A 19,877-nucleotide genomic window follows, 5' to 3' on the forward strand; every position below is an offset into this window, starting at 1 on the left:
GTCAAGATTAAATTCCAAAAACCCTCATCGCTTACGCGTTGAGGGTTTTTGTTTTGCGCGCTTAAAAACCTCGATGAAAACACATTTTCGTTTCTATGCATCATGCTCCTGCGTGGCTATGATGCGTGCCTTATTGCCGGGCGATTCTAAATGCTGACCTTGTTAAAGCTTCTTGCTGATGGTGCATTTCATTCTGGACAGGTCCTGGGCGAATCCCTCGGCGTAAGCCGTAGCGCCGTCTGGAAACAGCTTCAGCAGCTTGAGTCGGATCTCGGTATCGAGGTTCATAAAGTGCGTGGGCGTGGCTATCGACTGGCGACGCCTATAGTTCTTTTAGACCCTGCTGCCATAGTCGAGTCTGGAATGCCTGGCGAATGGTCTGTGCGCACATACGACTCTATCGATTCAACCAATGCAGAGGCTTCGCGGCTTATCGCCCTTGGGGCTCCAATGCCACTGCTCGTTGTTGCCGAACAGCAAACGGCCGGCAGGGGGCGGCGTGGTCGCAAGTGGGTAAGCCCATTTGCCGAAAACCTGTATTACAGCCTTGTGCTGCGCATCGATGGTGGGATGCGTCAGTTGGAAGGGCTCAGTCTGCTGGTAGGGCTTGCGGTGATGAATGTCCTGCGTGATATGGGGGTTCAGGGCGCGGGTCTTAAATGGCCCAACGATGTGCTGGTCGGGCGACAAAAAATCGCCGGTATCCTGCTTGAGCTTATTGGCGATCCCGCAGATGTGTGTCACGTGATCATCGGGGTCGGCGTGAACGTCAACATGCGTGTGTCTACCGAGGTCGATCAGTTGTGGACGTCGGTCAGGCTGCAAACGGGCGCGCCTGCCGATCGCAATACTATCGCGGCCCGCATAAGTGCTCAGCTTGAGGCTCTTCTGACTGTTCATCGTCAGGAAGGCTTTTTAGCGTTCCAGAAGGAGTGGGAGCAAGGGCATTTGTGGCAGGGAGCTGCAGTGAAGTTGCTTTCGGGAATCGAGACGGTGGAAGGGGTGGTGTTAGGCGTCGACTCACTTGGAGCGTTGCGGTTGGAAGTCAATGGTTTGGAAAAGAGCTTTAGTGGTGGTGAGCTCAGCCTGAGGTTGCGCGATGATTCTTGAGCTCGATTGCGGCAACAGCTTTATCAAGTGGCGGATAATCACAAAGAGTTGCTCAACGTTGGTCAGCGGCGGAGTAGTGGACTCGGACACAGCCTTGCTGGAGTGCCTGGGCAATCTGTCAGGCGCAGCATTCAGCGATTGCCGTCTGGTAAGCGTTCGTAGCGCGGAAGAAACGGCGAAGCTGGTTTGCGCGCTGGCAGATACCTTTTCCATTAGCCCTGTCTGTGCAGCGCCGGCGCCAGAGCTTGCCGGGGTAATCAATGGATACGACGATTTTGCACGCTTGGGGCTGGATCGCTGGTTGGCATTTGTAGGGGCTTACCACCTTGTTAAGGGTGCCTGCCTGGTGATCGATCTGGGCACCGCCATTACGTCTGACTTTGTTGAAGCGTCAGGAAAGCATCTGGGTGGTTTCATCTGTCCTGGCATGCCACTTATGCGCAATCAGCTGCGTACCCACACCCGTCGCATTCGATATGACGATGCAGAGGCTGAAAAAGCCCTGGTACGACTCGTGCCTGGCCGTGCGACGGCCGAGGCTGTGGAGCGAGGTTGTTCTCTCATGCTTCGCGGATTCGCAATGACTCAGATCGAGATGGCTCGCGAATACTGGGGGGACGACTTTGCTATTTTCGTGACAGGAGGCGACGCTGTCTTGGTTGCTGATGTGTTACCGGGCGCTCGCATCGTCCCTGATTTGGTATTCGTTGGCCTGGCTCTCGCTTGCCCTTTACGTTGAGGTCCTTATGCGTTGGTTGTTTCTTCTGCTGTTGATGCTCAATGGCTTCTATTACCTGTGGCATCAGCAGGAGGCTCCGTTGAGGGCCAAAGAGGTCATGCCTCTATCGCTGCATCGCGCCACGCAGCAGGATATCCGCCTGCTTAGCGAGTCAGATGCAAATCGAGTGTCGCAAGATGCCGACACGAAGTGTCTCTATCTGGGTGGCTTCCCCAGGCAGGAAGACGCTCGGCTGGTTGAGCAGCGATTGAACAGCCTGGATATCCAGTCACAATTTCGGCCCCTGCAATCCGGTGGCTCGACAGCCTATTGGCTGAAAATCATCCCGGAAAGTCGTCGTCTTGTAGAGGCGAGTGTCATGACTCAGCTGAGCCAGGATTTTCCGCAATTAAAAAATCAAATAATGTCGTGTGAGGCCATTGCAACTGCCGAGTAGTTTACATAGAATGGCGCCCGCTTCGCAGTGAGGTGAAAGTCTCGCGAACGAAGCAGTTAGTAGTCAACGCATGTAACCTCAGGTTTTTACTGAGAAAAAGGTTGACAGAAGGGTAGCATGAGTTGAGAATGCTGCCTCGCTTAGGAGGGGTTCCCGAGCGGCCAAAGGGATCAGACTGTAAATCTGACGTCTACGACTTCGAAGGTTCGAATCCTTCCCCCTCCACCAGATTTAGCGCGAGCTGCAAATTGCGCGGGTATAGTTTAGTGGTAGAACCTCAGCCTTCCAAGCTGATGATGCGGGTTCGATTCCCGCTACCCGCTCCATGTTTGCGGTTCATGCACTGTGTTTTGCTCTTGTAGCTCAGTTGGTAGAGCACACCCTTGGTAAGGGTGAGGTCAGCGGTTCGAATCCGCTCAAGAGCTCCATTGCTAAAGGCAGATATGAAAATATCTGCCTTTGTTTTAGGTGGTTCAGCATTGCGTGATCTGCTTGAAGCTTGTTTGAGATGGGCTGCGTGTAAGGCCTGGTTTGAATAAGGTGTTGAAAAACTCTCGTCAGGTCCGCATAATGGTCGGCCTGATTTTGCTTTTAGGTCAGTAGCTCAATTGGCAGAGCGACGGTCTCCAAAACCGTAGGTTGGGGGTTCGATTCCCTCCTGACCTGCCAGATTCCCTAGATGTAATCTGGCTTTCTTTTCACAGGATCTCCGTAGATGAATCCCAAGGCTGAAGCATCAGACTCTCGCTTTGATTTGCTGAAATGGCTCCTGGTAGTCATTTTGGTAGTCGTGGGTGTTGTCGGTAATCAGTATTACTCTGCTGAGCCGATCCTGTACCGTGTTCTCGCTCTCCTTGTGATTGCCGCAGCAGCTGCATTTGTAGCGCTGCAGACTGGCAAAGGCAAAGCTTTCTTCGTTTTGGCGAAAGAAGCGCGTGCAGAGATCCGTAAAGTCGTTTGGCCTACTCGCCAAGAAACCACGCAAACCACGTTGATCGTTGTGGCTGTTGTGCTGGTTATGGCGTTGCTGTTGTGGGGGCTTGATTCCCTGCTCGGCTGGCTTGTTTCCTCGATAGTTGGCTAAGGGTGTCCCGTGGCTAAGCGTTGGTACGTAGTGCATGCATACTCGGGTTACGAGAAGCATGTCATGCGCTCGTTGGTCGAGCGTGTGAAGCTGGCAGGCATGGAAGATGGCTTCGGCGAAATTCTGGTTCCCACTGAAGAAGTGGTTGAAATGCGTAATGGCCAGAAACGCAAAAGCGAACGCAAGTTCTTCCCTGGTTATGTGCTGGTTCAGATGGACATGAATGAAGGTACTTGGCATTTGGTCAAGGATACCCCTCGTGTCATGGGCTTCATCGGTGGTACTGCTGATAAGCCTGCTCCGATCACCGACAAAGAAGCAGAAGCGATTCTGCGTCGCGTTGCTGACGGTAGCGACAAGCCGAAGCCGAAGACGCTGTTCGAGCCGGGTGAGGTTGTTCGTGTCACTGACGGTCCGTTCGCCGATTTCAACGGCACCGTTGAAGAAGTTAACTACGAAAAGAGCCGTATCCAAGTGGCGGTGCTCATTTTCGGACGCTCTACCCCGGTAGAGTTAGAGTTCAGTCAGGTCGAGAAGGCCTAGCTGAGCTGAAATCCCATACCCCGCAGCTTAAGGCTGTGGGGTTTTTTCGTCACTGGGATATACGCGTACGTAACCGGGGAGCCTTTATAGGCGCTTGAACCCGTAATTGGAGTGCCTCATGGCCAAGAAGATAACCGCATACATCAAGCTGCAAGTGAAAGCCGCTCAGGCTAACCCTAGCCCGCCAGTTGGTCCTGCTCTGGGTCAGCACGGTGTGAACATCATGGAATTCTGCAAAGCGTTCAACGCCCGTACTCAGGGTATTGAGCCAGGCCTGCCGACTCCAGTGATCATCACTGTATACAGCGACCGTAGCTTCACTTTTGAAACAAAAAGTACTCCTGCATCGGTTCTGCTGAAGAAAGCTGCAGGCTTGACCAGCGGCTCGGCTCGCCCGAACACCGTTAAAGTCGGCACCGTGACTCGTGCTCAGCTGGAAGATATCGCTAAAGCAAAAAATGCGGATCTGACTGCAGCTGACATGGAAGCGGCCGTGCGTACCATCGCCGGTTCCGCTCGTAGCATGGGCCTTAACGTGGAGGGTGTGTAATGGCTAAGCTGACCAAGCGTCAAAAGGCAATCGCCGAAAAGATTGAAGCTGGCAAGTCCTACAACTTTGTAGACGCCGCTGCTCTGCTGACCGAGCTGTCGACTGTCAAGTTCAGCGAGTCTATCGACGTCGCTGTCAACCTGGGTGTTGATCCTCGTAAATCTGACCAGGTTGTTCGTAGCGCTACCGTACTGCCGCACGGCACCGGTAAAACTGTACGCGTTGCAGTTTTCACCCAGGGGCCTGCTGCTGAAGCTGCTCTGGCTGCTGGTGCTGATCGCGTTGGTATGGACGATCTGGCTGCTGAAATGAAAGCCGGCGATCTGAACTACGACGTCGTCATCGCTTCCCCTGACGCAATGCGCGTTGTGGGTCAGCTGGGTCAGGTTCTCGGTCCTCGTGGCCTGATGCCTAACCCAAAAGTCGGCACTGTTACTCCTGACGTGGCTACCGCTGTCAAGAACGCCAAGGCTGGTCAGGTTCGTTATCGCACCGACAAAAACGGCATTATCCACACTTCCGTTGGCAAGGTCGGTTTCGACGCAGTCAAGCTGAAGGAAAACGTTGAAGCCCTGATCGCTGATCTGAAGCGTATCAAGCCTGCTTCCTCGAAAGGCATTTACGTCAAGCGCATCACCCTGAGCACCACTATGGGTCCGGGCCTGGTCATCGACCAAGGTTCGCTGGAAGCGTAAGACAGAAATGGCGCGGCGTTGTTTGCCGCTCCGTTTTAAAGATTGGGGTCCCTGCCTGGCGGGGGCTATCCAAGACCGTAGGCGACGCAAGTCTTAAACCTCAAGCCTACGCAGATGGTGCTCCCGGTTCCTTACCGAATCAGACACCAAAACGACATCTGACTCCGGTCGGATGAAACGGTAACAAGCAGGAGTTAAACCCGTGGCAATTAAACTCGAAGACAAGAAGGCCATCGTCGCTGAAGTCAACGAGGCTGCCAAAGCTGGTCTGTCCGCTGTCGTGGCTGATGCCCGTGGTGTGACAGTCGGCGCTATGACCGGACTCCGTAAAGAGGCTCGTGAAGCTGGCGTTTACGTACGCGTTGTACGTAACACCCTGCTCAAGCGCGCTGTTGCTGACACTGAATTCAGTGTCCTCAACGACGTGTTCACCGGCCCGACCTTGATCGCGTTCTCCAACGAACATCCTGGCGCTGCTGCCCGTTTGTTCAAGGAATTCGCGAAAGGTCAGGACAAGTTCGAGATCAAGGCAGCTGCGTTCGAGGGCAAGTTCCTCGCAGCTAATCAGATCGACGTACTGGCAACCTTGCCGACCCGTAACGAAGCAATTTCTCAGCTGATGAGCGTGATTCAAGGCGCTACCAGCAAATTAGCTCGTACTCTGGCGGCTGTTCGCGACCAAAAAGAAGCAGCTGCAGCTTAAGGCTGAGTCAGATCTTTTCGCGTATTTTTGTTTATTTTGATGGTCGCGTAGGCCGTCCCCCAATTCAGGAAATTGAGTCATGTCTATCTCTCAAGACGATATCCTTAACGCCGTAGCTGAAATGTCCGTTATTCAGGTTGTAGAACTGATCAAGGCATTCGAAGAGAAGTTCGGCGTTACTGCTGCTGCCGGTTCTGCTGGTCCAGCCGCTGCTGCTGCTGTTGTTGAAGAACAAACTGAATTCAACGTCATGCTGCTGGAAGCTGGCGAGAAGAAAGTTAACGTGATCAAGGCAGTACGTGAGCTGACCGGTCTGGGTCTGAAAGAAGCCAAGGCAGTCGTTGACGGCGCTCCAGGCATCGTTCTGGAAGCTGTTGCCAAAGACGCAGCTGACAAAGCCAAAGCTACTCTGGAAGAAGCAGGCGCTAAAGTCGAGCTGAAATAAGCATCGATTTTGAGTGTCCAGCCCACGCGTTTAGCGAAAGGCTGATGGCTGGTGGCTTTTGCCACCGGCCTTTTTCCGTTATAGACGGTTGGCGCGACCAACGTTTGTAACGTGCTGTATCCACCGATGGCGGTGGCGCAAACCAAGGGGTTTGCAAGATTTTCTGGCTGCTTCCGTCGGGAGGGAGCCAAACAAGCAGGTGACCAAGCTGGGGAACGCTGATGGCTTACTCATATACTGAGAAAAAACGTATCCGCAAGGACTTTAGCAAGTTGCCGGACGTAATGGATGTGCCGTATCTCTTGGCCATCCAGCTGGATTCGTATCGCGAATTCCTGCAGGCGGGAGCGACCAAAGATCAGTTCCGCGACGTCGGTCTGCATGCAGCCTTCAAATCCGTTTTCCCGATCATCAGCTACTCCGGCAATGCTGCGCTGGAGTATGTAGGTTATCGCTTGGGCGAACCGGCATTTGATGTCAAGGAATGCGTGCTGCGCGGTGTGACTTACGCAGTACCTCTGCGAGTCAAGGTCCGTCTGATCATTTTCGACAAAGAATCGTCGAACAAAGCGATCAAGGACATCAAAGAGCAAGAAGTCTACATGGGTGAAATCCCCCTGATGACTGAAAACGGTACCTTTGTAATCAACGGCACCGAGCGCGTTATCGTGTCTCAGCTTCACCGCTCGCCAGGCGTATTCTTCGACCACGACCGTGGCAAGACGCACAGCTCCGGTAAGCTGCTTTATTCCGCGCGTATCATTCCTTACCGTGGTTCGTGGCTGGACTTCGAGTTCGATCCGAAAGACTGCGTATTCGTCCGTATCGACCGTCGTCGCAAGCTGCCTGCGTCCGTGCTTCTGCGCGCGCTGGGCTACACCACCGAGCAAGTGCTCGATGCTTTCTATACCACCAACGTATTCCATGTTCGCGGCGAAAACCTGAACCTGGAGCTGGTGCCTCAGCGCCTGCGTGGTGAAATTGCCGTTCTGGATATCCTGGACGACAAAGGCAAGGTCATTGTCGAGCAGGGTCGTCGTATCACTGCCCGTCACATCAACCAGCTGGAAAAAGCCGGGATCAAAGAGCTGGAAGTACCTCTGGACTACGTCCTGGGTCGTACGACTGCCAAGGTCATCGTGCATCCGGCAACCGGTGAGATCATTGCCGAGTGCAACACCGAGCTGAACACCGAAATCCTCGGCAAGATTGCCAAGGCTCAGGTTGTTCGTATCGAGACGTTGTACACCAACGACATCGATTGCGGCCCGTTCGTTTCGGACACGCTGAAAATCGACTCCACCAGCAATCAGCTGGAAGCGTTGGTCGAGATCTACCGCATGATGCGTCCTGGTGAGCCACCGACCAAGGATGCAGCAGAAACGCTGTTCAACAACCTGTTCTTCAGTCCTGAGCGCTATGACCTGTCTGCTGTAGGTCGTATGAAGTTCAACCGTCGTATCGGTCGGACCGAAATCGAAGGTTCGGGCGTGCTGTGCAAGGAAGACATCGTAGCGGTCCTCAAGACCCTCGTTGATATCCGTAACGGCAAAGGCATCGTCGATGACATCGACCACCTCGGTAACCGTCGTGTTCGTTGCGTAGGCGAGATGGCCGAGAACCAGTTCCGTGTAGGTCTGGTCCGTGTTGAGCGTGCAGTCAAAGAACGCCTGTCCATGGCAGAAAGCGAAGGCCTGATGCCTCAGGACCTGATCAACGCCAAGCCTGTTGCGGCAGCGGTCAAGGAATTCTTCGGTTCCAGCCAGCTTTCCCAGTTCATGGACCAGAACAACCCGCTGTCCGAGATTACTCACAAGCGTCGTGTGTCTGCACTCGGCCCTGGTGGTTTGACTCGTGAGCGTGCCGGCTTTGAAGTTCGAGACGTTCACCCGACTCACTACGGTCGCGTGTGCCCTATCGAAACGCCGGAAGGTCCGAACATCGGCCTGATCAACTCCCTGGCGGCCTATGCCCGCACTAACCAGTACGGTTTCCTCGAGAGCCCGTACCGTGTTGTTAAGGAAGGTCTGGTCACCGACGAAATCGTGTTCCTTTCAGCGATCGAAGAAGCTGACCACGTCATTGCACAGGCTTCGGCCGCAATGAACGACAAGCAAGAGCTGATCGACGAGCTGGTTGCTGTGCGTCACTTGAACGAATTCACCGTCAAGGCGCCAGCCGATGTCACCCTGATGGACGTTTCGCCCAAGCAGGTTGTTTCGGTAGCCGCTTCGTTGATTCCGTTCCTCGAGCACGATGACGCCAACCGTGCGTTGATGGGTTCGAACATGCAGCGTCAGGCTGTACCAACCTTGCGTGCCGACAAGCCGCTGGTGGGTACCGGCATGGAGCGCAACGTTGCTCGCGACTCCGGCGTTTGCGTCGTGGCCCGTCGTGGTGGCGTGATCGACTCGGTTGATGCCAGCCGTATCGTTGTTCGCGTTGCCGATGATGAAGTTGAAACAGGTGAGGCCGGTGTAGACATCTACAACCTGACCAAATACACCCGTTCGAACCAGAACACCTGCATCAACCAGCGTCCGCTGGTAAGCAAGGGTGATCGTGTTCAGCGTAGCGATATCATGGCCGACGGCCCGTCCACCGATATGGGTGAGCTGGCGTTGGGTCAGAACATGCGTATCGCGTTCATGGCCTGGAACGGTTTCAACTTCGAAGACTCCATCTGTCTCTCTGAGCGTGTAGTTCAGGAAGACCGCTTCACCACGATCCACATTCAGGAACTGACCTGTGTGGCGCGTGACACCAAGCTTGGGCCTGAGGAAATCACAGCTGACATCCCGAACGTGGGTGAAGCTGCTCTGAACAAGCTGGACGAAGCCGGTATCGTTTACGTAGGTGCCGAAGTCGGCGCTGGCGATATCCTGGTGGGCAAGGTCACCCCGAAAGGCGAGACCCAGCTGACGCCGGAAGAAAAACTGTTGCGCGCTATCTTCGGTGAGAAGGCCAGCGACGTTAAGGACACTTCCCTGCGTGTGCCTACCGGCACCAAAGGTACTGTCATCGACGTTCAGGTCTTCACCCGTGATGGTGTCGAGCGTGATGCACGTGCTCTGTCCATTGAGAAGTCGCAGCTCGACGAGATCCGCAAGGATCTGAACGAAGAGTTCCGTATTGTCGAAGGCGCTACTTTCGAACGTCTGCGCTCTGCGCTGGTCGGTCGTGTAGCAGAAGGCGGTGCTGGCCTCAAGAAAGGTCAGGAAATCACCAACGAAGTGCTCGACGGCCTTGAGCATGGTCAGTGGTTCAAGCTGCGCATGGCTGAAGACGCTCTGAACGAGCAGCTTGAGAAAGCACAGGCTTACATCGTTGATCGTCGTCGCCTTCTGGATGACAAGTTCGAAGACAAGAAGCGCAAACTGCAGCAGGGCGATGACCTGGCTCCAGGCGTTCTGAAAATCGTCAAGGTTTACCTGGCAATCCGTCGCCGCATTCAGCCGGGCGACAAGATGGCCGGTCGTCACGGTAACAAGGGTGTGGTCTCTGTGATCATGCCGGTTGAAGACATGCCGCACGATGCCAATGGCACGCCGGTTGATATCGTCCTCAACCCGCTGGGCGTACCTTCGCGTATGAACGTTGGTCAGATTCTCGAAACTCACCTGGGCCTTGCAGCCAAAGGTCTGGGCGAGAAGATCAACCGCATGCTTGAAGAGCAGCGTAAAGTTATCGAGTTGCGCAAGTTCCTCAACGAGATCTACAACGAAATCGGTGGTCGCCAGGAAGCCCTGGAAGACCTCACCGACAATGAAATTCTGGACCTCGCCAAGAACCTGCGTAACGGCGTACCAATGGCTACCCCGGTTTTCGACGGTGCCAAGGAAAGCGAAATCAAGGCAATGCTCAAACTGGCAGATATGCCGGAAAGCGGCCAGATGCAGCTGTTTGACGGTCGTACCGGCAACAAGTTTGAGCGCCCGGTTACAGTCGGCTACATGTACATGCTGAAGCTGAACCACTTGGTGGACGACAAGATGCACGCGCGTTCCACTGGTTCGTACAGCCTGGTTACCCAGCAGCCGCTGGGTGGTAAGGCACAGTTCGGTGGTCAGCGTTTCGGGGAGATGGAAGTGTGGGCGCTGGAAGCATACGGCGCGGCGTACACTCTGCAAGAAATGCTCACAGTGAAGTCGGACGATGTGAACGGCCGTACCAAGATGTACAAAAACATCGTGGATGGCGATCACCGTATGGAGCCGGGCATGCCCGAGTCTTTCAACGTGTTGATCAAAGAAATTCGTTCGCTCGGTATCGATATCGATCTGGAAACCGAATAACACGTGACGCGAATCGGGGGCAGGGCGGTATTGCCTGCTCCCCTGCTCCGCCAGGAGGAAAGCCTTGAAAGACCTACTGAATTTGCTGAAAAACCAGGGTCAAGTCGAAGAGTTCGACGCAATCCGTATCGGACTTGCATCGCCTGAGATGATCCGCTCTTGGTCGTTCGGTGAAGTTAAAAAGCCGGAAACCATCAACTACCGTACGTTCAAGCCTGAGCGTGACGGTCTGTTCTGCGCCAAGATCTTTGGCCCGGTAAAAGATTACGAGTGCCTGTGCGGTAAGTACAAGCGCCTGAAGCACCGCGGTGTCATCTGCGAAAAGTGCGGTGTTGAAGTGGCTCTGGCCAAGGTTCGCCGCGAGCGCATGGCTCACATCGAACTGGCTTCGCCGGTTGCCCACATCTGGTTCCTGAAATCGCTGCCGTCCCGTATCGGCTTGCTGATGGACATGACCCTGCGCGATATCGAGCGTGTTCTCTACTTCGAGAGCTATGTCGTTATCGATCCAGGCATGACCACCCTTGAAAAAGGTCAGCTGCTGAACGACGAGCAGTACTTCGAAGCCCTCGAAGAGTTCGGTGATGATTTTGACGCCCGCATGGGTGCCGAAGCTGTCCGTGAACTGCTGCACGCTATCGATCTGGAGCACGAAATTGGCCGTCTGCGTGAAGAGATTCCGCAAACCAATTCCGAGACCAAGATCAAGAAGCTGTCCAAGCGTCTGAAACTGATGGAAGCTTTCCAGGGTTCCGGCAACCTTCCTGAGTGGATGGTGCTGACCGTTCTGCCGGTTCTGCCGCCAGATCTGCGTCCTCTGGTTCCGCTTGACGGTGGTCGTTTCGCAACGTCCGACCTCAACGATCTGTATCGTCGAGTGATCAACCGTAACAACCGTCTGAAGCGTCTGCTGGATCTGTCTGCTCCCGATATCATCGTGCGCAACGAAAAGCGCATGCTGCAGGAAGCGGTCGATGCATTGCTCGACAACGGTCGTCGTGGTCGCGCAATCACCGGTTCCAACAAGCGCCCTCTGAAATCCCTGGCTGACATGATCAAGGGTAAGCAGGGTCGTTTCCGTCAGAACTTGCTCGGTAAGCGTGTTGACTACTCAGGTCGTTCGGTAATTACCGTAGGTCCGACCCTGCGTCTGCACCAGTGCGGTCTGCCGAAGAAAATGGCTCTCGAGCTGTTCAAGCCGTTCATTTTCGGCAAGCTGGAAATGCGTGGCCTGGCCACGACCATCAAAGCAGCCAAGAAAATGGTAGAGCGCGAGCTGCCAGAAGTCTGGGACGTTCTTGCCGAAGTCATTCGCGAACACCCGGTGCTTCTGAACCGTGCGCCAACGCTTCACCGTCTTGGCATCCAGGCATTTGAACCGGTTCTGATCGAAGGTAAGGCTATTCAGCTTCACCCGCTGGTCTGCGCCGCGTACAACGCCGACTTCGACGGTGACCAGATGGCTGTTCACGTTCCTTTGACGCTGGAAGCCCAGCTCGAAGCGCGTGCACTGATGATGTCGACCAACAACATCCTGTCGCCAGCCAACGGTGAGCCAATCATCGTTCCTTCGCAGGACGTTGTACTGGGTCTGTACTACATGACCCGTGAAGCGATCAATGCCAAGGGCGAAGGTCGTGTGTTTGCGGACCTGCAGGAAGTCGACCGGGTATTCCGCGCCGGCGAAGCGGCTCTGCACGCCAAGGTCAAGGTTCGTATCCACGAAACGGTCAACGACCGTGATGGTGGCAGCGTCAAGAACACCCGTATCGTCGACACCACTGTCGGCCGTGCGCTGTTGTTCCAGGTGGTTCCGGCCGGCCTGTCCTACGACGTCGTCAACCAGCCGATGAAGAAAAAGGCGATCTCCAAACTGATCAACCAGTGCTACCGCGTGGTTGGTTTGAAAGAGACCGTTATCTTCGCTGACCAGTTGATGTACACCGGTTTTGCCTATTCGACCATTTCGGGTGTCTCCATCGGCGTTAACGACTTCGTTATCCCTGATGAGAAAGCTCGCATCATCGACGCAGCCACCGAAGAAGTTAAAGAGATCGAAAGCCAGTACGCTTCCGGCCTGGTAACCCAGGGCGAGAAGTACAACAAGGTGATCGACCTTTGGTCCAAGGCGAACGACGAAGTCTCGAAAGCGATGATGTCGAACCTGTCCAAAGAACGCGTTATCGACCGTCACGGCGTCGAAGTTGATCAGGAATCCTTCAACTCGATGTACATGATGGCTGACTCCGGGGCGCGTGGTTCTGCTGCCCAGATTCGTCAGCTGGCCGGTATGCGTGGTCTGATGGCCAAGCCTGATGGCTCCATTATTGAAACGCCGATCACTGCGAACTTCCGTGAAGGTTTGAGCGTACTTCAGTACTTCATCTCCACTCACGGTGCTCGTAAGGGTCTTGCGGATACCGCGTTGAAAACTGCTAACTCCGGTTATCTGACACGTCGTCTGGTAGACGTGGCTCAGGATCTGGTCGTTACCGAAGTGGATTGCGGTACCGAGCACGGCCTGCTGATGACTCCGCACATTGAAGGCGGCGACGTTGTAGAGCCGCTGGGTGAGCGCGTACTGGGTCGAGTCATTGCCCGTGACGTGTTCAAGCCGGGTACAGAAGAAATTATCGTGCCTGCAGGCACTCTGGTTGACGAGAAGTGGGTCGAGTTCATCGAGCTGAACAGCATCGACGAAGTGATCGTTCGCTCGCCAATCAGCTGTGAAACCCGCTATGGCATATGCGCCAAGTGCTACGGTCGCGACCTGGCTCGTGGTCACCAGGTCAACATTGGTGAAGCTGTCGGCGTAATTGCTGCACAGTCGATCGGTGAGCCAGGTACCCAGCTGACAATGCGTACCTTCCACATTGGTGGTGCGGCAAGCCGGACCTCGGCAGCTGACAGTGTTCAGGTGAAGAATGGCGGTACTGTCCGTCTGCATAACCTGAAGCACGTCGAGCGTGTCGACGGTCACCTGGTTGCGGTATCCCGCTCTGGTGAGCTGGCAATCGCAGACGATTTCGGTCGTGAGCGCGAGCGTTACAAGCTGCCTTACGGTGCAGTGATTTCGGTGAAGGAAGGCGACAAGGTCGACGCTGGTTCGATCGTGGCCAAGTGGGATCCTCACACCCACCCAATCGTCACCGAGATGAAAGGTACTGTTACCTACGTCGGCATGGAAGAGGGCATCACGATCAAGCGTCAGACAGACGAATTGACCGGTATGACCAACATTGAAGTGCTTGATGCGAAAGACCGCCCGGCTGCTGGCAAGGACATTCGTCCTGCTGTGAAGATGGTGGGTCTGGATGGCAAGGATCTGTTGCTGCCGGGTACTGACGTGCCTGCCCAGTACTTCCTGCCGGCTAACGCCCTGGTTGGTGTGGCTGACGGTGCGCAGATCGCGATCGGTGATGTTATCGCTCGTATTCCGCAAGAGACTTCGAAGACCCGTGACATCACCGGTGGTCTGCCGCGTGTTGCCGACCTTTTCGAAGCACGTCGTCCGAAAGAGGCTTCGATCCTTGCAGAAGTCAGCGGTACCATCGCATTCGGTAAAGAGACCAAAGGCAAGCGTCGTCTGGTCATTACCCCGAACGACGGTAGCGATCCGTACGAGGAGCTGATTCCGAAGTGGCGTCACCTGAACGTCTTCGAAGGCGAACAAGTGAACCGCGGCGAAGTTATCTCTGACGGCCCTAGCGATCCACACGATATCCTGCGTTTGCTGGGTGTCAGCGCGCTGGCCAAGTACATCGTCAACGAGATTCAAGACGTATACCGTCTGCAAGGCGTGAAGATCAACGACAAGCACATCGAGACCATTCTGCGTCAGATGTTGCGTAAAGTTGAGATTGCCGAGTCTGGCGATTCCAGTTTCATCAAGGGCGACCAGATGGAATTGACTCACGTTCTGGTAGAAAACGAGCGTTTGGGCGCAGACGACAAGTTTGTCTCCAAATTCACTCGTGTGTTGCTGGGTATCACCAAGGCATCGTTGTCCACCGAGTCGTTCATTTCCGCGGCCTCCTTCCAGGAGACAACCCGCGTACTGACCGAAGCGGCTGTGACAGGCAAGCGCGACTACCTTCGCGGCCTGAAAGAAAACGTGGTCGTGGGTCGTTTGATCCCGGCCGGTACCGGTCTGGCTTATCACAGCGAGCGTAAGCGTCGCCGTGAAATGGACAAACCGACCCGTGTCAGCGCGAGCGAAGTAGAAGCTGCTCTGACCGAAGCGTTGAACTCCAGCGGTAATTGAGATTAAAGCCTCGGCATTTTCATTCGGCAGGCAGCACAATTTGTGTTGCTTGCCTTGTGAGGAGGCCGGGGCTTTGTCTTGACTGGGGGCGGGATCCTCTTTAGACTCTTGTACCCCTAAATTTGGCGGGGCTTGTGCCTCGTCATTTGCTTTTCTTGTAAGACAATAGCGTCGCAAGACAACAGTGGAGCTAGTAGATGGCAACTATCAACCAGCTGGTACGTCAGCCGCGTAAGCGTATCGTCGAGAAATCCGACGTGCCTGCGCTGCAGAACTGCCCGCAACGTCGCGGTGTGTGCACTCGTGTGTATACCACCACGCCGAAAAAACCTAACTCGGCATTGCGTAAAGTCTGCCGTGTGCGCCTGACCAACGGTTTCGAGGTTTCCTCGTACATCGGTGGTGAAGGTCACAACCTGCAAGAGCACAGCGTGGTACTGATCCGTGGCGGTCGTGTAAAAGACTTGCCAGGTGTTCGCTATCACACCGTTCGTGGTTCTCTGGATACCTCCGGCGTCAAAGGTCGTAACCAGGGTCGCTCGAAATACGGTACCAAGAAGCCTAAGTAGTCTTTGGCTTCTGTTTGAAATTGCAGATTTCTATTTTTCTGAGTCGATAAGAGTAAGGTCGGGCGCATCCTTTTCAGGATGGTGGTCCCGAGCTAACCTGAAGACCGTTTGAGGGCTTATCCATGCCAAGAAGACGCGTAGCAGCCAAGCGCGAAGTGCTTGACGATCCAAAATACGGCAGCCAGATCCTGGCCAAGTTCATGAACCACGTAATGGAAAGCGGCAAGAAAGCCGTTGCCGAGCGTATCGTTTATGGCGCGCTGGAAAAGGTTAAAGAACGCAAGAACAGCGACCCCCTGGAAATCTTCGAGAAAGCTCTCGACGCCATCGCTCCGCTGGTCGAAGTAAAGTCGCGCCGTGTAGGCGGTGCTACTTACCAGGTTCCTGTCGAAGTTCGTCCGTCCCGTCGTAATGCTCTGGCAATGCGTTGGTTGGTAGACTTCGCGCGCAAGCGCGGTGAGAAGTCTATGGCTCTGCGTTTGGCTGGCGAACTGATGGACGCCGCCGAAGGTAAAGGTGCTGCGGTCAAGAAGCGTGAAGACGTGCACCGTATGGCCGAGGCCAACAAGGCTTTCTCGCACTACCGCTTCTAATTTCAGCGTCACTAAATTTGCGAGGGCTTTATGGCTCGTACTACTCCGATTAGCCGTTACCGTAACATCGGTATCGTCGCTCACGTGGATGCTGGTAAAACCACCACCACCGAGCGCGTCCTTTTTTACACCGGCAAAAGCCACAAAATGGGCGAGGTGCATGATGGCGCCGCGACCACGGACTGGATGGTTCAGGAGCAGGAGCGTGGTATTACCATTACTTCTGCTGCTATCACTGCCTTTTGGCAGGGTTCCGAGAAGCAACACAAAGACCAATACCGCTTCAACGTCATTGACACCCCGGGTCACGTAGACTTCACCATTGAAGTTGAGCGTTCCCTGCGTGTGCTCGACGGCGCGGTCGTTGTGTTCTGTGGTACTTCCGGCGTAGAGCCGCAGTCCGAAACCGTATGGCGTCAAGCCAACAAATACGGCGTTCCACGTATCGTCTACGTGAACAAGATGGACCGTGCCGGTGCCAACTTTTTGCGCGTAATCGCCCAGATCAAGCAGCGCCTGGGTCACACCCCGGTGCCGATTCAGTTGGCCATTGGTGCTGAGGACAACTTCCAGGGTCAAATTGACCTGATGGCTATGGAAGCTGTTTACTGGAACGATTCCGACAAAGGCATGGTTCCTGTTCGTAAGCCAATCCCTGCTGAATTGCAGGAACTGGCTGATGAATGGCGTGGCAACATGGTTGAGGCTGCGGCTGAAGCCAGCGAAGAGCTGATGAACAAGTACCTTGAAGGTGAAGAACTCACCAACGAGGAAATCAAGGCCGCTCTGCGTCAGCGTACTATCGCTGGTGAGATCGTTCTTGCTGTTTGCGGTTCTTCCTTCAAGAACAAGGGTGTTCCCCTGGTTCTCGACGCCGTGATCGACTACCTGCCTGCTCCAATCGATATTCCTGCTATCAAGGGTTCCGATCCTGATAATGAGGAAATTCTGATGGAGCGTCATGCAGACGACAGCGAGCCGTTCTCGGCGCTGGCGTTCAAGATCGCTACCGACCCATTCGTGGGTACTTTGACTTTCGTCCGCGTTTACTCGGGCGTGTTGGCATCCGGCGACGGCGTGATCAACTCGGTCAAAGGCAAGAAAGAGCGCGTGGGTCGTATGGTGCAAATGCACGCAAACGCCCGCGAAGAGATCAAGGAAGTACGCGCTGGCGACATCGCGGCCCTGATCGGCATGAAGGACGTCACCACTGGTGAAACCTTGTGCAACGCTGACAAGCCAATCATCCTCGTTCGTATGGACTTCCCGGAGCCGGTTATTTCGGTTGCCGTTGAGCCAAAAACCAAGGATGACCAGGAAAAAATGGGTATTGCACTGGGCAAGCTTGCTCAGGAAGACCCTTCTTTCCGCGTCAAAACTGATGAAGAGACTGGTCAAACGATCATCTCTGGCATGGGCGAGCTCCACCTGGACATCCTGGTTGACCGGATGCGCCGTGAGTTCAACGTCGAAGCCAACATCGGCAAGCCGCAGGTTTCCTATCGTGAGCGCATCACGAAGAATTGTGAAATCGAAGGCAAGTTCGTTCGTCAGTCCGGCGGTCGTGGCCAGTTTGGTCATTGCTGGATCCGTTTTGCTCCTGCTGACGAAGGTCAGGAAGGTCTGCAATTCGTAAACGAAGTGGTGGGTGGTGTTGTTCCGAAGGAATACATCCCGGCTATCCAGAAGGGTATCGAAGAGCAGATGAAGAACGGCGTTGTTGCCGGCTATCCGCTGATCGGCCTGAAGGCTACCGTGTTTGATGGTTCCTACCATGACGTCGACTCGAACGAGATGGCGTTTAAGGTGGCTGCTTCCATGGCGACCAAGCAGCTGGCCCAGAAGGGCGGTGGTGAGTTGCTTGAGCCGATCATGGCGGTAGAGGTTGTTACGCCTGAAGACTATATGGGTGACGTGATGGGCGACCTTAACCGTCGTCGCGGCATGATCCTGGGTATGGAAGACACGGTTTCCGGCAAAGTAATTCGTGCCGAGGTTCCGTTGGGTGAGATGTTCGGTTATGCGACCGACGTCCGCTCCATGTCCCAAGGTCGCGCAAGCTACTCTATGGAATTCAAAAAATACAATACAGCGCCGTCGCACATCGTCGAAACTGTAACCAAAAAACAAGGCTGATTCAGCGCCTTTAGGCTAGGAGTTATTTGTCGTGGCTAAAGAAAAATTTGATCGTTCCCTCCCGCATTGCAACGTCGGCACCATTGGTCACGTTGACCATGGCAAGACCACGCTGACCGCTGCTCTGACTCGCGTCTGCTCCGAAGTTTTCGGTTCGGCTCGTGTTGACTTCGACAAGATCGACAGCGCACCAGAAGAGAAAGCTCGCGGTATCACCATCAACACCGCTCACGTTGAGTACAACTCGGCTACGCGTCACTACGCGCACGTTGACTGCCCAGGTCACGCCGACTACGTGAAGAACATGATCACCGGTGCTGCGCAGATGGACGGTGCTATCCTGGTTTGTTCGGCTGCTGATGGTCCGATGCCGCAAACCCGTGAGCACATCCTGCTGTCCCGTCAGGTTGGCGTTCCGTACATCGTGGTCTTCCTGAACAAGGCTGACCTGGTAGACGACGCTGAGCTGCTGGAATTGGTTGAGATGGAAGTGCGCGATCTGCTGAGCACTTACGACTTCCCGGGCGACGACACTCCAATCATCATCGGCTCCGCCCGTATGGCATTGGAAGGCAAAGACGACAACGAGATGGGCACCACTGCCGTCAAGAAGTTGGTCGAAACTCTGGACAGCTACATTCCTCAGCCAGAGCGTGCTGTCGACAAGCCGTTCCTGATGCCGATCGAAGACGTATTCTCGATCTCCGGTCGCGGTACTGTTGTGACTGGTCGTGTTGAGCGCGGTATCGTCAAGGTCCAGGATCCACTGGAAATCGTTGGTCTGCGTGACACTACTGTCACTACCTGCACCGGCGTTGAGATGTTCCGCAAGCTGCTCGACGAAGGTCGTGCTGGCGAGAACTGCGGCGTTCTGCTGCGCGGTACCAAGCGTGACGACGTTGAGCGTGGCCAGGTTCTGGTCAAGCCAGGCACCGTCAAGCCGCACACTCAGTTCGAAGCTGAAATCTACGTTCTGAGCAAAGAAGAAGGCGGTCGTCACACTCCTTTCTTCAAAGGCTACCGTCCACAGTTCTACTTCCGTACTACCGACGTAACTGGTAGCTGCGAACTGCCGGAAGGTGTAGAAATGGTTATGCCAGGTGATAACGTTAAAGTTTCCGTTACCCTGATCAAGCCAATCGCAATGGAAGATGGTCTGCGTTTCGCAATTCGTGAAGGCGGTCGTACCGTCGGCGCTGGCGTCGTAGCCAAAATCATCGCGTAAGCGTTGATTCCCAAAAAGAGCCCCCGCCACGCGGGGGCTTTTTTATTGGGTTGACACCTTGCCAGCCCGTCTATAGAATTGCGCCTCCTTTTAACGGGCGTATTGCGCTCGGTGGGAACAGCAATCTGGAGTCTGAATCCAATGCAAAACCAGCAAATCCGTATCAGGTTGAAGGCTTTTGACCATCGCCTGATCGACCAATCAACCCAGGAAATCGTGGAAACCGCGAAACGTACTGGTGCACAGGTGCGTGGTCCGATTCCACTGCCGACCCGTAAAGAGCGGTTCACCGTTCTGGTTTCTCCGCACGTCAACAAAGACGCGCGCGACCAGTACGAGATCCGTACTCACAAGCGTGTTCTGGACATTGTCCAGCCAACGGAAAAAACCGTTGATGCGCTTATGAAGCTTGATCTTGCGGCCGGTGTGGAAGTTCAGATCAGCCTCGGCTAAGACTTGGGTCTTAGTCGTGTAACGCTCTGAAATGGGC

At 54.7% G+C, this 19,877-nt stretch carries 16 protein-coding genes and 4 tRNA genes; all 20 read left to right on the forward strand.

What is annotated here, in order from left to right; translation table 11 throughout:
* Positions 1 to 150: 150 nt before the first annotated feature.
* The 20 genes from birA to rpsJ all read left to right on the forward strand — a co-directional run bounded on the left by birA (position 151) and on the right by rpsJ (position 19,840).
* Positions 151 to 1,110 carry a bifunctional biotin--[acetyl-CoA-carboxylase] ligase/biotin operon repressor BirA gene (gene birA / locus QRN38_RS24635; RefSeq protein WP_057417495.1) on the forward strand — a complete coding sequence of 320 codons (960 nt, stop codon included), beginning with the start codon at positions 151 to 153 and terminating at the stop codon, positions 1,108 to 1,110.
* Positions 1,100 to 1,849: a pantothenate kinase gene (locus QRN38_RS24640; RefSeq protein WP_057417496.1), complete on the forward strand. Its 750-nt coding sequence runs from the start codon at positions 1,100 to 1,102 to the stop codon at positions 1,847 to 1,849. The genes birA and QRN38_RS24640 overlap by 11 nt, the downstream gene beginning before the upstream one ends.
* A 7-nt stretch (positions 1,850 to 1,856) precedes the next feature.
* Complete coding sequence (locus tag QRN38_RS24645) at positions 1,857 to 2,285, forward strand: hypothetical protein (protein ID WP_005768916.1); 429 nt, start codon at positions 1,857 to 1,859, stop codon at positions 2,283 to 2,285.
* Positions 2,286 to 2,428: 143 nt separating this feature from the next.
* A tRNA-Tyr gene (locus tag QRN38_RS24650) sits at positions 2,429 to 2,513 on the forward strand.
* A gap of 24 nt (positions 2,514 to 2,537) precedes the next feature.
* Positions 2,538 to 2,611, forward strand: a tRNA-Gly gene (locus QRN38_RS24655).
* 26 nt (positions 2,612 to 2,637) lie between these two features.
* Positions 2,638 to 2,713 (forward strand) — tRNA-Thr (locus QRN38_RS24660).
* Between the two features lie 165 nt (positions 2,714 to 2,878).
* A tRNA-Trp gene (locus tag QRN38_RS24665) sits at positions 2,879 to 2,954 on the forward strand.
* A gap of 46 nt (positions 2,955 to 3,000) precedes the next feature.
* Positions 3,001 to 3,369: a preprotein translocase subunit SecE gene (gene secE / locus QRN38_RS24670; RefSeq protein WP_005768918.1), complete on the forward strand. Its 369-nt coding sequence runs from the start codon at positions 3,001 to 3,003 to the stop codon at positions 3,367 to 3,369.
* Positions 3,370 to 3,378: 9 nt separating this feature from the next.
* Positions 3,379 to 3,912 carry a transcription termination/antitermination protein NusG gene (nusG, locus tag QRN38_RS24675; protein ID WP_003317113.1) on the forward strand — a complete coding sequence of 178 codons (534 nt, stop codon included), beginning with the start codon at positions 3,379 to 3,381 and terminating at the stop codon, positions 3,910 to 3,912.
* A 118-nt stretch (positions 3,913 to 4,030) separates the two neighbouring features.
* Positions 4,031 to 4,462: a 50S ribosomal protein L11 gene (rplK, locus tag QRN38_RS24680; protein WP_002555500.1), complete on the forward strand. Its 432-nt coding sequence runs from the start codon at positions 4,031 to 4,033 to the stop codon at positions 4,460 to 4,462.
* Complete coding sequence (rplA, locus tag QRN38_RS24685; protein WP_003317112.1) at positions 4,462 to 5,157, forward strand: 50S ribosomal protein L1; 696 nt, start codon at positions 4,462 to 4,464, stop codon at positions 5,155 to 5,157. Before rplK ends, rplA begins: the two co-directional genes overlap by 1 nt.
* A 202-nt stretch (positions 5,158 to 5,359) precedes the next feature.
* Positions 5,360 to 5,860: a 50S ribosomal protein L10 gene (gene rplJ, locus QRN38_RS24690; RefSeq protein WP_004397081.1), complete on the forward strand. Its 501-nt coding sequence runs from the start codon at positions 5,360 to 5,362 to the stop codon at positions 5,858 to 5,860.
* 79 nt (positions 5,861 to 5,939) lie between these two features.
* The gene (rplL, locus tag QRN38_RS24695; protein WP_005768921.1) at positions 5,940 to 6,305 is read left to right on the forward strand and encodes a 50S ribosomal protein L7/L12; all 366 of its coding nucleotides are present in this window, start codon (positions 5,940 to 5,942) and stop codon (positions 6,303 to 6,305) included.
* A 221-nt stretch (positions 6,306 to 6,526) separates the two neighbouring features.
* The gene (gene rpoB / locus QRN38_RS24700) at positions 6,527 to 10,600 is read left to right on the forward strand and encodes a DNA-directed RNA polymerase subunit beta (protein ID WP_010205378.1); all 4,074 of its coding nucleotides are present in this window, start codon (positions 6,527 to 6,529) and stop codon (positions 10,598 to 10,600) included.
* Between the two features lie 64 nt (positions 10,601 to 10,664).
* The gene (gene rpoC, locus QRN38_RS24705; RefSeq protein WP_004397078.1) at positions 10,665 to 14,864 is read left to right on the forward strand and encodes a DNA-directed RNA polymerase subunit beta'; all 4,200 of its coding nucleotides are present in this window, start codon (positions 10,665 to 10,667) and stop codon (positions 14,862 to 14,864) included.
* Between the two features lie 197 nt (positions 14,865 to 15,061).
* Positions 15,062 to 15,433 (forward strand): 30S ribosomal protein S12, encoded by a 372-nt coding sequence (gene rpsL / locus QRN38_RS24710; protein WP_002555494.1) that lies wholly within the window; start codon positions 15,062 to 15,064, stop codon positions 15,431 to 15,433.
* 122 nt (positions 15,434 to 15,555) lie between these two features.
* Positions 15,556 to 16,026 (forward strand): 30S ribosomal protein S7, encoded by a 471-nt coding sequence (gene rpsG, locus QRN38_RS24715; RefSeq protein ID WP_004397077.1) that lies wholly within the window; start codon positions 15,556 to 15,558, stop codon positions 16,024 to 16,026.
* Positions 16,027 to 16,056: 30 nt separating this feature from the next.
* On the forward strand, positions 16,057 to 18,162 hold the full coding sequence (gene fusA / locus QRN38_RS24720; protein WP_005768927.1) for an elongation factor G: 2,106 nt from the start codon (positions 16,057 to 16,059) through the stop codon (positions 18,160 to 18,162).
* Between the two features lie 31 nt (positions 18,163 to 18,193).
* Complete coding sequence (gene tuf / locus QRN38_RS24725) at positions 18,194 to 19,387, forward strand: elongation factor Tu (protein ID WP_007245455.1); 1,194 nt, start codon at positions 18,194 to 18,196, stop codon at positions 19,385 to 19,387.
* A gap of 141 nt (positions 19,388 to 19,528) precedes the next feature.
* Complete coding sequence (gene rpsJ / locus QRN38_RS24730; RefSeq protein ID WP_002555491.1) at positions 19,529 to 19,840, forward strand: 30S ribosomal protein S10; 312 nt, start codon at positions 19,529 to 19,531, stop codon at positions 19,838 to 19,840.
* The last annotated feature ends 37 nt before the right edge of the window (positions 19,841 to 19,877 follow it).

Source organism: Pseudomonas sp. CFBP2511 (genome assembly GCF_030209255.1).
Lineage (GTDB): Bacteria > Pseudomonadota > Gammaproteobacteria > Pseudomonadales > Pseudomonadaceae > Aquipseudomonas > Aquipseudomonas avellanae.

Bases quoted from the DNA above. Each gene is read 5' to 3' on its own strand.
- rplL (WP_005768921.1), top strand. From the start codon at position 5,940: ATGTCTATCTCTCAAGACGATATCCTTAACGCCGTAGCTGAAATGTCC.
- rpsL (WP_002555494.1), top strand. From the start codon at position 15,062: ATGGCAACTATCAACCAGCTGGTACGTCAGCCGCGTAAGCGTATCGTC.
- rpsJ (WP_002555491.1), top strand. From the start codon at position 19,529: ATGCAAAACCAGCAAATCCGTATCAGGTTGAAGGCTTTTGACCATCGC.
- birA (WP_057417495.1), top strand. From the start codon at position 151: ATGCTGACCTTGTTAAAGCTTCTTGCTGATGGTGCATTTCATTCTGGA.
- fusA (WP_005768927.1), top strand. From the start codon at position 16,057: ATGGCTCGTACTACTCCGATTAGCCGTTACCGTAACATCGGTATCGTC.
- rpsG (WP_004397077.1), top strand. From the start codon at position 15,556: ATGCCAAGAAGACGCGTAGCAGCCAAGCGCGAAGTGCTTGACGATCCA.
- QRN38_RS24645 (WP_005768916.1), top strand. From the start codon at position 1,857: ATGCGTTGGTTGTTTCTTCTGCTGTTGATGCTCAATGGCTTCTATTAC.
- rplA (WP_003317112.1), top strand. From the start codon at position 4,462: ATGGCTAAGCTGACCAAGCGTCAAAAGGCAATCGCCGAAAAGATTGAA.
- QRN38_RS24640 (WP_057417496.1), top strand. From the start codon at position 1,100: ATGATTCTTGAGCTCGATTGCGGCAACAGCTTTATCAAGTGGCGGATA.
- secE (WP_005768918.1), top strand. From the start codon at position 3,001: ATGAATCCCAAGGCTGAAGCATCAGACTCTCGCTTTGATTTGCTGAAA.
- rpoB (WP_010205378.1), top strand. From the start codon at position 6,527: ATGGCTTACTCATATACTGAGAAAAAACGTATCCGCAAGGACTTTAGC.
- rplK (WP_002555500.1), top strand. From the start codon at position 4,031: ATGGCCAAGAAGATAACCGCATACATCAAGCTGCAAGTGAAAGCCGCT.